This is a genomic window from Cellulomonas fengjieae (assembly GCF_018388465.1).
Classification (GTDB): domain Bacteria; phylum Actinomycetota; class Actinomycetes; order Actinomycetales; family Cellulomonadaceae; genus Cellulomonas; species Cellulomonas fengjieae.
In genome coordinates this window covers 2,506,780-2,519,263 of record NZ_CP074404.1, presented here as the reverse complement: position 1 = coordinate 2,519,263, position 12,484 = coordinate 2,506,780, and the positions used below count along the sequence as shown (strand labels likewise).

The 12,484-nt window shown below is 74.7% G+C and carries 12 protein-coding genes; 8 read left to right on the top strand and 4 right to left on the bottom strand.

Features of this window, described 5'->3' with window-relative positions; translation table 11 throughout:
• Positions 1-17 precede the first annotated feature (17 nt).
• Positions 18-1,181 carry a D-alanine--D-alanine ligase family protein gene (locus KG102_RS11640; RefSeq protein WP_208288735.1) on the top strand — a complete coding sequence of 388 codons (1,164 nt, stop codon included), beginning with the start codon at positions 18-20 and terminating at the stop codon, positions 1,179-1,181.
• Positions 1,182-1,444: 263 nt separating this feature from the next.
• Entirely contained in the window at positions 1,445-2,521 is a 1,077-nt protein-coding gene (locus tag KG102_RS11635) for a fatty acid desaturase family protein (protein ID WP_249667296.1), read from the top strand.
• A gap of 4 nt (positions 2,522-2,525) precedes the next feature.
• Here KG102_RS11635 and KG102_RS11630 read toward each other — a convergent pair whose 3' ends face one another.
• A complete protein-coding gene (locus KG102_RS11630) occupies positions 2,526-3,002 on the bottom strand; it encodes a DUF3515 domain-containing protein (RefSeq protein WP_307802355.1) in 477 nt (158 codons plus the stop codon).
• Positions 3,003-3,049: 47 nt separating this feature from the next.
• On the opposite strand from KG102_RS11630, the gene KG102_RS11625 reads away from it, so the two are divergent.
• Positions 3,050-4,030 (top strand): thiamine-phosphate kinase, encoded by a 981-nt coding sequence (locus KG102_RS11625; protein ID WP_208288737.1) that lies wholly within the window; start codon positions 3,050-3,052, stop codon positions 4,028-4,030.
• A gap of 18 nt (positions 4,031-4,048) precedes the next feature.
• Here the strand turns inward: KG102_RS11625 and KG102_RS11620 are convergent, their stop codons facing one another.
• Together KG102_RS11620 and rpmB are read right to left on the bottom strand one after the other, a co-directional pair.
• On the bottom strand, positions 4,049-4,573 hold the full coding sequence (locus KG102_RS11620) for a GNAT family N-acetyltransferase (protein WP_208288738.1): 525 nt from the start codon (positions 4,571-4,573) through the stop codon (positions 4,049-4,051).
• 83 nt (positions 4,574-4,656) lie between these two features.
• On the bottom strand, positions 4,657-4,848 hold the full coding sequence (rpmB, locus tag KG102_RS11615) for a 50S ribosomal protein L28 (RefSeq protein ID WP_029289091.1): 192 nt from the start codon (positions 4,846-4,848) through the stop codon (positions 4,657-4,659).
• Between the two features lie 278 nt (positions 4,849-5,126).
• Here rpmB and KG102_RS11610 point away from each other — a divergent pair, with 278 nt between their 5' ends.
• Genes KG102_RS11610 through rsmD form a run of 5 tightly spaced genes read left to right on the top strand, consistent with a single transcriptional unit; the run spans position 5,127 to position 11,874 of the window.
• A complete protein-coding gene (locus KG102_RS11610) occupies positions 5,127-6,659 on the top strand; it encodes a DAK2 domain-containing protein (protein WP_208288740.1) in 1,533 nt (510 codons plus the stop codon).
• A 2-nt stretch (positions 6,660-6,661) separates the two neighbouring features.
• Positions 6,662-8,941 carry an ATP-dependent DNA helicase RecG gene (locus KG102_RS11605; protein ID WP_208288742.1) on the top strand — a complete coding sequence of 760 codons (2,280 nt, stop codon included), beginning with the start codon at positions 6,662-6,664 and terminating at the stop codon, positions 8,939-8,941.
• Positions 8,942-8,990: 49 nt separating this feature from the next.
• Positions 8,991-9,680 (top strand): ABC transporter ATP-binding protein, encoded by a 690-nt coding sequence (locus KG102_RS11600; protein WP_208288745.1) that lies wholly within the window; start codon positions 8,991-8,993, stop codon positions 9,678-9,680.
• Positions 9,677-11,320 carry a DUF6297 family protein gene (locus KG102_RS11595; RefSeq protein WP_249667295.1) on the top strand — a complete coding sequence of 548 codons (1,644 nt, stop codon included), beginning with the start codon at positions 9,677-9,679 and terminating at the stop codon, positions 11,318-11,320. The genes KG102_RS11600 and KG102_RS11595 overlap by 4 nt, the downstream gene beginning before the upstream one ends.
• Positions 11,317-11,874, top strand: coding sequence for a 16S rRNA (guanine(966)-N(2))-methyltransferase RsmD (gene rsmD / locus KG102_RS11590; protein WP_208288747.1), 558 nt, complete (start codon positions 11,317-11,319; stop codon positions 11,872-11,874). Before KG102_RS11595 ends, rsmD begins: the two co-directional genes overlap by 4 nt.
• On the opposite strand, the gene KG102_RS11585 is transcribed toward rsmD, so the two are convergent.
• Positions 11,829-12,473: a GNAT family N-acetyltransferase gene (locus KG102_RS11585; RefSeq protein ID WP_208288749.1), complete on the bottom strand. Its 645-nt coding sequence runs from the start codon at positions 12,471-12,473 to the stop codon at positions 11,829-11,831. The two genes, rsmD and KG102_RS11585, sit on opposite strands and share 46 nt — an antisense overlap.
• Positions 12,474-12,484: the final 11 nt, after the last annotated feature.

Here is a 12,484-nt window from a genome sequence, read left to right as displayed (position 1 = left end):
CGGTAGGGTCGGGCGCGATGGACGCCACCCCTGAGCCCTCGGGCCACGACGACACCCCCGCGCCGACCCCCGGTCGCCGCCCCCGCGTGATGGTTCTCTTCGGAGGCCGGTCGGGCGAGCACGCGATCAGCTGTGCCACCGCCGGCGGCGTGCTGCGCGCCATCGACCGTGACCGCTACGACGTCCTGGCCGTGGGCATCACGCCCGCCGGTCGCTGGGTGCTCGCCGACGACGACCCCGACCGCTGGGCGATCACGGACGGCCGCCTGCCGCAGGTGGAGGACACCGCGGCGCACGTGCTGCTCCCGCAGGCGGTCGACGACCGCGACGTCCAGGTGCTGGAACCGGGCAGGCTCCCGCGCGTGCTCGGTGAGGTCGACGTGGTCTTCCCCCTGCTGCACGGCCCGTTCGGCGAGGACGGCACGCTGCAGGGCATGCTCGAGCTGGCCGACGTGCGGTACGTGGGCGCGGGGGTCCTCGCATCCGCGGTCGGCATGGACAAGCACATGATGAAGCTCGTCCTGGAGGGCCACGGTCTGCCGGTCGGCCCGTTCCGCGTGGTCCTCCCCGGCGAGCTGGAGCGCGACGCCGACGCGGTGACCGCCCGGATCGCCGAGCTGGGGCTTCCCCTGTTCGTCAAGCCGGCGAGAGCGGGCTCCAGCCTGGGCATCTCGCGGGTCACTGACCTGGCCGACCTGCCCGCCGCGATCGCCGCCGCCCGCGAGCACGACCCCAAGGTGATCGTCGAGGCCGCGATCGTCGGTCGGGAGATCGAGTGCGGCGTGCTCGGCGGCCACGACGGCGACCGCCCGCGGGCGTCCCTGCCGGGCGAGATCGTCGTCACGGACCACCGGCACGCGTTCTACGACTTCGAGGCCAAGTACCTGGACGAGGCCGGCGTCACCCTGGCCTGCCCGGCGGACCTGCCCGAGCCGATCGTCGAGGCGGTGCGCGACGTGGCGGTGCGGACGTTCGAGGCCGTCGGCTGCGAGGGTCTCGCGCGCGTCGACGTGTTCGTGACCCCGGAGGGCGACGTGGTCGTCAACGAGATCAACACGATGCCCGGGTTCACCTCGCACTCGATGTTCCCGCGCATGTGGGAGGCCTCCGGCGTCGCCTACGCGGAGCTGGTCGACGAGCTTCTCCGGCTCGCTCTGGCACGTCCGACCGGGCTTCGCTGAGCCGACGGGACGTCCGGCGTGACGCAGGTTACGCTTCGGGAACTCGTGACGGGGCGTACGGCGACGACGACCCCCTGCTCGCCGGTCGCACCGTCACGGTCGGGACGTCGTACCGGTGTCCCACCCGCACTCTCGACCGGGAGTGCGCCGCCTGGCCGACACGCTGTGACGGCTCCCTGCAGATTGGTTGTGACCGTCATGGCCGCCACCCGAGTCGCCCCGTCGCGACCCCTGCTCGTCGAGTCCGCGCCCGGTAGCGCCGCGTGAGCGCGCCCGTGTCGCCGTCGACCACGGCACCCCGTGCCGCCAGGAACGCGCAGGACTACACCGCGCTGGCCGCCTACGTGCGCGAGTCGGGCCTGCTGAAGCGCCGCTACGGGTACTACTGGACGCGCATGGTCGCGACCGCCGCCGCGTTCGCGGGGATCTGGGTCGCCGTCGTGCTCGTCGGTGACTCGTGGTGGCAGCTCGCGGTCGCCGCCGCCTTCGCGGTCGTGCTGACGCAGGTCGCCTTCCTCGGCCACGACAGCGCGCACCGGCAGATCTTCACGTCGGGTGCGTGGAACGACTGGGCGGCACGCATCTGGGCCTGCGGCTTCGCCGGGCTCAGCGCCTCGTGGTGGCGCAGCAAGCACAACCGGCACCACGCCTCGCCGAACCAGCAGGGCTCGGACCCCGACATCGCTCCCGGAGTCGTCGTCTGGACGGCAGACGTGCTGGACACCCGCACCGGCTTCAGCGGCTGGTTCGGCCGCAACCAGGGCTGGTTCTTCTTCCCCCTCCTGACGCTCGAGGGCCTGAGCCTGCACGTGTCGAGCCTGCGGCTGCTGCTGAGCAAGGAGCCAGTGCAGCACCGCTGGGTCGAGCTGCCGATGGTGGTCACCCGGCTCGTGGCGTACCCGGTGGCCCTGTTCCTGCTGCTGCCGCCCGGCAAGGCGGTCGCGTTCATCGCGGTGCAGATGGCGCTGTTCGGCGTCCTGCTCGGCGGCTCGTTCGCGCCCAACCACAAGGGCATGCCGATCATCCCGGCCGGGATGAAGGTGGACTTCCTGCGCCGTCAGGTGCTGACCTCCCGGAACATCCGGGGCGGTATCGCCGTCGACTTCATGATGGGTGGCCTGAACTACCAGGTCGAGCACCACCTGTTCCCGAGCATGCCGCGGCCCAACCTCAAGCTGGTGCAGCCGGTCGTCCGGGACTACTGCGAAAAGCTCGACGTCAAGTACACCGAGGTCGGGTTCTTCCGGTCGTACAAGATCATCGTCAGCTACCTCAACCGGGTCGGCCTCGCGGACCGCGGCGCCTTCGACTGTCCGGTCGCTGCCCAGTACGGGCGCTGAGCCGCTACACGCAGGAGCGGAGCTGCTCCGTCAGCGAGACGGCGCTGCCGAGCTGGTCGACGAACGCGGTCGACCGCTCGGCCGCCACCTGCGCCGGCACGTGCAGCTCGACGGCGGGCTCGCGCCCGTAGGTGGTGAACGTCCAGCCGTCGTCACCCTCGACCACGATCCAGTCGACCCGGACACCGCCCGGCGTCTCGACGCTCTCGCAGCGCTCGGTGGTGGGACCGGGGGGCTCCACGCCGCACCGCAGGACGACAGGTGCGGACGTGTCACCCCACGCGGTCGTCGCCTGGGCGTTGGTGTCCCGCCGGGGCAGGCCTTCGCCGAGGGACTCGGGCGCGGCCAGGACGACGCTCGCGCACACGGGGTCGGTCGCGTGCGGCGCCACCTGCGCGGGAACGGCGGCGGCGCAGCCGCCCAGGGCCAGCAGGCCGGCGACGGGGGTGATCAGCTGCAGTCGACGGCGTATCCGGGGCACCTCCTCACGGTAACCCGTGCACCGCGCCGAGCCTCTACCGTGTGCGGGTGACCGCCGACACCCCGCCCGCGTCCGACGGCCCCCTCGTCCGCGAGCTGTCCGAGGACGGCCTGCTCGCTCGGATCCTCCCGCTGCTGCCGCGGGGAGAGCAGACCCTCGTACCGCCCGGCGACGACGCCGCGGTGGTGGCCGCACCGGACGGCCGGTTCGTCGTCACCACCGACGTCCTGGTGGAGGATCGGCACTTCCGCCGGGCGTGGTCGTCGGGGCAGGACGTCGGCCGTCGCGCCGCGGTGCAGAACCTGGCCGACGTGGCGGCGATGGGTGCGAGCCCCACGAGCCTCGTCGCCGCGCTGGTGATCCCCGGCGACCTGCCCGTCTCCTGGGTGGAGGGCTTGGCGCGCGGGCTCGCCGCGGAGTGCCTGCCGCTCGGCGTCGGCGTCGTGGGCGGTGACCTGTCCGGGGGGCCCGCGGTGGTCGTGGCCGTCACGGCGCACGGCGACCTCGGCGGACGGGCACCCGTGCTGCGTTCGGGCGCCCGCGCCGGGGACCTCCTGGCGCACGCGGGCGTGGCGGGTCGGTCCGCGGCGGGTCTCGCGCTGCTGGAGGCCGGACGCGCCGACGTCGATCCCGAGCTCGTGGCCGCGCACCTGCGGCCCGTGGCGCCCGTGGCCGCCGGCCCCGAGGCTGCGTCCGCGGGGGCGAGCGCGATGCTCGACGTGTCCGACGGGCTGCTGCGCGACGCGGGCCGCATGGCGCGCGCGAGCGGGGTACGGATCGAGCTGGACAGTGCAGCGTTCCGTCAGGACCAGGAGCGGCTGCGTGCGGCCGCTGACACGCTCGGTGCGGTGGCGCAGCGCTGGGTCCTGGACGGCGGGGAGGACCACGGGCTGTTGGCCGCCTTCCCACCCGGCTGCGCGCTGCCCGACGCGTTCCGGCCCGTCGGTCGGGTCCGGGCGGGTGCGGGCGTGCACGTCGACGGGGAACCGGCGCCCGCGGCATCCGGCTGGGACCACTTCGCCGGCTGAGGGCGGGCTGAGGGAGCGTCAGCCGCGGCGGTAGCGGACCTCCAGCAGGTTCTCGCCGCCGATCTCGTCGAAGCGCTCGACACCGTCGGCGTGGAAGCCGTGGCGCCGGTAGAAGTGGCGCGCCCGCTCGTTGTCCGCGAGCACCCACAGCGTGACGGTGGTCCGCTCGCCGATGTCGGCGATCACGGTCCGCATCAGGTCGCGGGCCACGCCGTGACCCCACATGCCGGGGTCGAGGTAGATGGAGTAGATCTCCCGGTCGCCGCGACGCGCGTCCTCGTCGCGGCTGGGACCGACGGTGATGAAGCCGATCACCCGGTCGGCGCTGAGCGCCACCCAGGTGCGGATCTCCTCGGCGGGCCCGTCGCGCAGGTACTCCCGCCACATCGCGGTGCGCTCCTCCGCGTCCAGGGAGGCGAGGTAGGCGTCGGGCACGATCCCCGCGTACGCCTCCTGCCACGAGCGGACGTGCACCGACGCGATCTCTGCGGCGTCCCCCTCGCTGGCGGTCCGGATCGTCACCTCGTCCAGCTGCTCGACCATGGACGTCACCCTGCCACACGGACCGGGCATGACGAAGGCCCGTGAGGTGAGAACCTCACGGGCCTTCGATGCGTCGGACGAGGTCAGACGGCGCGCTGCACCTTGCCGGCCTTGAGGCACGACGTGCACACGTTGAGACGCTTGGGCGTCCCCGCGACGACGGCACGCACGCGCTGGATGTTCGGGTTCCAGCGCCGCTTCGTGCGCACGTGCGAGTGCGAGATGCTGTGCCCGAAGCTCGGGCCCTTGGCGCAGACGTCGCAGTTGGCAGCCACGGTCTTCTCCTGTTGCTCTTTGCGGATCATGTGCCGCGTGTGCGGCGAAGTCATGTGTGTCGGGGGGCACGCACGACACCGACTCCGTACCGTTTCCGGGTGTGGACTCGGGGGCCGCGATCGGGCACCACCAGTGCCCAGCATGGCCGGGCAACCGGTCAAGACTAGCCCATCGCGGACGCCGACCCAAATGTGGGCCCGATGAGGCAGGGTGGTCGTCGACCGCGCACCGGCGACCCGGCTGCGGGGTCGGCCAGGTGCGAGACGACGGAGGTGCGGTGGACCTGCTCGACGCTGCGGCGGTGCGCGCCTGGGCGGCCACTGCTCGCTCCGCCCTGGACGAGGCGGCGGACCGGATCGACGCCGTCAACGTGTTCCCGGTGGCGGACTCGGACACCGGGACGAACGTCCTGCTGACCGTCGTCGGCGGCCTCGAGGCGGTCGAGCGTGTCCCGCTGGGCGCCCCGGTCACCGAGGTGGCTCGCGCCTTCGCCCGAGGTGCGCTGATCGCCGCGCGGGGCAACTCCGGCGTCATCGTCAGCCAGTACCTGACCGGCTTCGCGCGTGCGCTGCCGGACGGTGCGGGCGCCCCGGAGGTGGCGCGCTGCCTCGACGTGGCGGCGCGGGCCGCGCGCGAGGCGACGGCCGAGCCCCAGGAGGGCACGGTGCTCACGCTCGCCGACGTCGTCGCGGCGACGGCCCGCACGGCGGCCGATGCCGGCGCGGACCTGCCCACCACGCTGGCCGAGGCGGTGGCCGAGGCGCTGCGCTCGCTCGGCCGGATCAGCGGCCTGCACCCCACGCTGCGCGCCGCCCGGGTCCTCGACGCGGGGGCGTGCGCGCTCGTCGTCGTGCTCGACGCGCTGGCGCGTGCGGTGGACGACGAGCGGCCGGCGCGGGTCCCGCTCGACTGGCTCCCGACGACCTCCGCGCAGCACGCGTCGGTGGAGGCGACCGGCGGAGCGTTCGAGGTGATGCTGCTGGTCAGCGACGACGGGTCCGCGGCCCCGGATGGTCCACGGATCGACACCGGCGCGGAGCTGCGCAGCCGCATGGGCAGCCTGGGCGACTCCGTGGCGGTCGTCGGCGGAGACGGGTGGTGGCACGTGCACGTCCACACCGACGATCCGGCGGCGGCGATCGCCCGGGCGGCGCTGGGCCGCCGCGAGCAGGTCCTGGTGCGGCTCCTGGCGGGCGCGCACGCGGGCGGGTCGGCCCTGCCCGGTCGGGTCGGGTCGGAGCGCTGGGGGGTCGTGGTGTGCACCGCCGCGCCGGACCTCTCCGGCTGGTACGCGAGCTCGGGGGCCGTCGTCGTCGTCCGCTGTCCCGAGGCCCCGGTCCGCACGGAGCACCTGGCACGAGCGGTCACGGACACGGGCGCGACGCACGTGGTGCTGCTGCCGGGCAGCGGTGTCGAGCGCGACGAGGCCGTGCTGCTGCAGCCCCCGGGCGTGGTGGTCGACGTGCTCGACGCGTGCGACGAGATGCGCGCCTGCGTCGGCTCGCTGGCGCTGGCCGGCGCCGGGCCCACGTCCCTCGGGTGCTCGGCCGCGCAGGCCGCCCTGGCGCGGCTCGACGTGCGGACGATCGACGTCGCCGCCCCGCAGTCGGTGACCGACGCCGTCGAGACCCTGCTGCGCTCACCACGCGCCACGGCGGGCGAGAGCCTGACGGTCCTGCTCCAGGACACGGCCCACGACGGCATCGTCGACGGGATCGTGGCGCACCTGGCCGCCCACCACCCGGGCGTCGAGGCGACCGTGGTGGGCCCGACGGGGCACGGGCCGGCGCTCGTGCTCGGGCTGGACTGACCATGACCGCCGACGGGCTCACCTACCCCGACAGCGTGCACTCGCACGTCGACCTGCTGTTCCGCCGCGTTCCCGGCAAGGGGCCCGTGCTCAAGAAGTACGCGGCGCTGGGCATCGAGACGGTCGGCGACCTGCTGGCGCACTACCCGTGGCGCTACGCGGACTCCCGTGAGGTCACCGACATCGCGAGCCTCACCGTGGGGCACAACGTGTCCCTCGTGGCGCAGGTGCGCAGCGCCGAGATCAGGCACGCGCAGAAGACGGGCAAGCCCCGGGTCGAGGCCAAGGTCACCGACGGGACCCGCACGCTCGACCTCGTGATCTTCATGCCGCACGAGGCGGCGGCCAAGTTCCACCTGCAGCGCCTCGTGCCGGGGTCGCTCGGGCTGTTCTCGGGCCAGATCAACCTGTTCAACGGGCGCCTCCAGCTGGCCAACCCCACGTACGCGATCTTCGGGCACGAGGTCGACGAGGCGGTCGCGCTCGAGGAGGCCGAGTGGCCCATCCCGATCTATCCCGCGACGGCCGGGCTCGAGTCGGACAAGATCCGTGCCGCGGTGCGGTCCGTGCTCGAGCCGTTGACCGAGCAGGACGTCCCCGACCCGGTGCCCGACCAGGTCCGCGTGGCGCGCCACCTCGCGTCGCGCTGGAGCGCCCTGCGCGGCGTGCACCTGCCGCGCACCGAGGACGACTGGCGCAAGGCGCAGGCCCGCCTGCGCTACGAGGAGGCCTTCGTCCTCCAGGCTGAGCTCGCCCGCCGGCGCGCCCGCGCCCAGCGCGAGGAGTCGACGGCCCGGCCCGCCCGGCCCGGCGGGCTGCTCGAGGCCTTCGACGCCCGGCTGCCGTTCGTCCTGACCGAAGGTCAGGTGGCCGCCGGCGAGCAGATCGCCGCGGACCTCGCGCGGCCGCAGCCCATGCAACGACTGCTGCAGGGCGAGGTCGGCTCCGGCAAGACGGTCGTGGCCCTGCGCGCGATGCTGCAGGTGGTGGACGCGGGCGGGCAGGCCGCACTGCTGGCCCCCACGTCGGTGCTCGCCGCCCAGCACGTCCGCACGCTGCGGGCGTTGCTGGGCGACCTCGCCGAGGGCGGGTTGCTGGGCGGCTCCGAGATCGGGACGCGGGTCGCCGTGCTCACCGGTGCGCAGAGCGCCGCCGAGAGGCGCAGCAACCTGCTGGAGGCGGCGAGCGGCCAGGCCGGGATCGTCGTCGGCACGCACGCGCTGCTGTCGGACCCCGTGCAGTTCGCCGACCTCGGGCTCGTGGTCATCGACGAGCAGCACAAGTTCGGGGTCGAGCAGCGCGGCCGGCTGCAGGCGAAGGCCGCCAAGACGCCCCACCTGCTGGTGACCACGGCGACCCCGATCCCACGGACCGTGGCGATGACGGTCTTCGGGGAGCTGGAGATCTCGGAGCTGCGGCACGTGCCCGCCGGGCGCAGCGGGGTGACCACGCACGTCGTGCCGGCGGACAACCGGGCGTGGATGGACCGGACGTGGAGCCGGGTCCGCGAGGAGGTCGAGCGCGGGGGACGTGCCTTCGTGGTGTGCGCGCGCATCGACGAGGACTCCGACGCCGGGTCCCGGGACGGCGACGGCGCGGACCTGATCCTCGACGAGCCGACGACGGTCGGGGAGGCGCAGGCCGCCGCGCAGCGTGCTCCCAAGCGGCCGCTGCGCGCGGTCCTCGAGGTCGCCGAGACGTTGCGCGGCGACCCGCGCCTGGGCGGCGTGGCGGTCGGCCTCCTGCACGGGCGGATGACGGCCGAGGAGAAGGACCGGGCGATCGCCGACTTCGCGTCCGGGCGCACGCCGGTGCTGGTGTCGACCACGGTGATCGAGGTGGGTGTCGACGTGCCGGCGGCCACGGCCATGGTGATCCTCGACGCGCAGGTCTTCGGGCTCTCACAGCTGCACCAGCTGCGCGGTCGGGTGGGCCGAGGCAATGCGCCGGGACTGTGCCTGCTCGTCGCCGACGCGCCCGAGGGCACGGTCGCCGCGCAGCGGCTCGGCGCGCTCGCCGCGACGACGGACGGGTTCGAGCTCGCCCGCGTCGACCTCGAGCTGCGGCGGGAGGGTGACGTCCTGGGCTCCGCCCAGTCCGGCCGGCGCGGGACGCTGCGCTTCCTGCGCATCGTCAGCGACGCCGCCGTCATCGAGCGGGCGCGCGAGGACGCCCAGGCGCTGGTGGAGGCGGACCCGGAGCTGACCGCGTGGCCCGCGCTGCGTGCGGCGATCGACCTGCAGCTCGCCGACGGACGCGAGGACTTCCTCGGGCAGAGCTAGGGCGCCGACTGGCGTAGGAGCCGCGACGTGGACGGTTACCCTGGCGCACGTGTCGAAGCCCGTGATCCGCGCCCAGGACCTGCTCGTCGGCTACGGCGGGGCGCCCGTGTGCGCTCCCGTGTCGTTCACGCTGGCACCCGGCAAGGTCGTCGCGCTCGTCGGGGCCAACGGTTCGGGCAAGTCGACCGTGCTGCGCGCGGTCATCGGTCTGCTCGAGCCGTCGGGCGGGTCGCTGCAGGTGTTCGGCGCCCGCGTCGACGAGCGGGACGTCGCGTTCCGCACCAAGGTCGCCAGCGTCCTGGACGACGACGCGTACTTCCCGGCCCTCACGGTCTCCGAGCACCTGTACCTGACCGCCCGCGGCCACGGCGTGCACGGGGCGCAGGAGGTGGTCGCCGGCCTGCTCGCCGAGTTCGGCCTGTCCGACCACGCGCGGTCGCTGCCCGTCGCGCTGTCGTCGGGTCAGCGCCGCAGGCTCCTGCTGGCGGCGGGATTCGTGCGGCCCCGGTCGCTGCTGGTACTCGACGAGCCGGAGCAGCGCCTCGACCGCGCGATGCGCGACCGGCTCGCGGCGCGCATCGTCGCCGAGAAGGCGGCGGGCGGGGCGGTCCTCCTGGCGACGCACGACCCGGACCTGCTGCGGGCCGTCGCGGACCGGGCCGTGCACGTCGCGGACGACGTGACCCGCGTGCTGCCCACGGCGCAGGCCGCCGACATCATCTCGCAGGAGAACCCGTGACCGACGCGAGCCGGGCCGACGAGGCCGACTGGCTGGACGAGCCCGACGACGAGCCCGCGGTCCAGCCGTTCGAGCTCGGCGAGGTGCCGTCCGCGACGAGCATCCGGCGCTTCACGGCCCAGGCGGGCAACGCCCGCGGCGGTGCCAGCATCGGCTCGCTGCTCGGCAGCGTGTACTACGCCGGCATCAGCATCGCGATCAGCGTCGGCGTGGCGCTCGGTGCCGCGCAGTCGATGCGGGCGTCCCTGCCGCCGGCCCCCGAGGTGGACCAGCCGTTCTCACTGAGCCTCGCCACCCTGGTGGTGGTGGTGGTCGTCGCGCTCGCGGGGGCCCTGCTGTCCCTCGCCGGCCGCCTGGGACCGGTCGGCGCCGGGGGAGCGGAGGCGGCCTGGTGGCTGGGGCTGCCCGTCGACCGACGCGGGCTCCTGCGGCCCGCCGCGCGCCGGCTGCCTCTGCTCGCCGGCTTCGTCGGTGCGGTGCTCGTGGCGCTGCTGGACGCCGGCCTGCTCGCCGACCCCGGCCTGCGCGTCGCCCGGGTCGCGGCGACGTCCGCGGTCGTGGCCGCGGGGATCGTCCTGCTGGCCGCCGTCGGGCAGTCGGCGGGCGTCTCGCGCAGGTCGACCGCACTCGCCGGTGACGTCCTGCTCTTCCTCGCGCCGGTCGCCGCCGTCGTGCTCGCGCAGGCGGGCTGGTCCGTCGACGGGCTCCCCGTGCCGCCCTGGTGGTTCCTGGCGGTGCTGGTCCCCGTGCTGGCCGCGCTCGCGGTCGTCGTGGACCGTCGCCTCGGCCGGATCCCCGCACGGACCCTGCGCGAGAGCGGATCGGTGGCCACGCAGGCCGTGGGCGCCGTCGTGTCGATGGACTCCCGCGAGCTCGGTCGGGCGCTGACCGACGGCGCGGCGGCGCCGGTGCGGCGGTGGACCTCCCGGCTCGTCACCGCGCGCGGACCGGCCTCGGCGCTGGTCACGGCCGACCTCGTGGTGCTCCGGCGGTCCGGCCGGCACGTCGTCCAGCTGGTCGTGGCCGCGCTCGTGCCGGTGCTCGTCAGCACCGTGCCGGAGCTCGCCAGCCCGCTCGGCGTGCTCCTGAGCCTGCTGGTCGCGGGGTACGTGGCGATGAGCGCGACCGGGGAGGGCGCCCGGCGGGCGGAGATGGCGCCGATCCTCGACCGGCTGCTGCCGATCGAGGCCAGGACCGTGCGCCGCCTGCGCATGGTGGTCCCCGCCGCCGCCATGGCGGTGTGGTCGGTCGTCGCTTTCGCGGCGGTCGGTCGGTGGGCGTCCGACGTGCCCGGCTGGATCGCGCTCGGCCTCGCCTCGACGCCGGTGTGGGCCGCAGCGGCGGTCCGCGCGTCCTACCGCCCCGCGCCGAACTGGGCGGGAGCACTGGTCTCGACCCCGATGGGCGCGGTGCCGACAGGCGTCGCGGCGGTGCTCGCCCGCGGGCCGGACCTCGTCGTGCTCGGTCTGCTGCCGGTGTGGATCGCTGTCCTGCTGCGCACGGTGAACCCGACGCTGCTCTACGTGCAGATCGTCCTGTCGGTCATCGCTGTGGCGATCGCGTCGTCGATCAAGACCGGCTCGCTCATGGAGCGGCTCCTGGACGCCCAGGAGCAGGAGAAGGCGGGATCGCGCCGGTGACCCGGATCGTGGCCGGGACCGTCGGGGGCCGGACGCTCGCGGTGCCGCGTGCCGGCACCCGGCCGACCAGCGAGCGCGTCCGCGAGGCGCTGTTCTCCCGGCTGGAGCACCTCGACGTGATCGAGGGTGCCCGCGTCCTCGACCTGTACGCCGGGTCGGGTGCGCTCGGGATCGAGGCCGCCTCCCGCGGCGCGGCGCACGTGACGCTGGTCGAGTCGGCGCGCGACGCCGCCGACGTGTGCCGCCGGAACGTGACCGCGCTCGGCCTGACCGGGACCGTGCAGGTCGTCGCGGAGAAGGCGGAGCGGTTCGCCCAGCGGGCCGGTGCCGAGCCCTGGGACCTGGTGCTGATCGACCCCCCGTACGACCTGCCCGAGGACGACCTCGCCGGCGTGCTGACCGGTGTGGGGCATGCCCTCTCGATGCACGCGGTCGTGGTCGTCGAGCGGGCGTCGCGCACGCCCGAGCCGGCGTGGCCGACGACCCTGGTGCTGCTCGACCGGCGCGCCTACGGCGACACCGTCATGTGGTTCGCGGAGCTCGCCGTCCCCTGAGGGCGGTGCAGCACCTCCAGGACGGGTCCGTCGGGCTCGAGCCTGACCGCACCCGTGGACCGGTACCCGAGACGCCGGTAGAACGGCAGGTTCCGGGCGTCGGTCGTGCCGAGGTACGTGTCGATGCGCCCGGCGTCCGCGGCGGCGACCCCCTGCTCGACCATGAGCCGGCCGACGGCTCGTCTCTGCAGGGCTGGCTCGACGGCGAGGTAGTTGAGGTAGGCGGCCGGCGCCGCGGGGGCCAGAGCCGCCGCCGACCCGAGGGCTTCCAGGACCTCCCGGGCCCGTCCTCGGCCCACGAGGGCCGCGAGCACCCCCGCCGGCGACGGAAGGGAGACCGGCGGCGGTGGCGCGCCCGGGAGCCGCCACGCGGCGACGCCGACCACGCCTCCGTCGAGGCGCGCGACGTCCACCCGGCCGACGGCCAGGTAGCGGTCGACCGACGGCCCGAGCCAGGCCGCGCAGGCGTCCTCGCGGGTCGCCTCGTCGGGCAGCGCCCACACCATGAGCGGGTTCGCCCGGTAGGCGCGCGCGAGGACCGTCCGGATGGCGGGGGAGTCGGCCGCGGTGGCGGCATCGACCGAGACGTCGAGCGGCATACCCGAGGGTG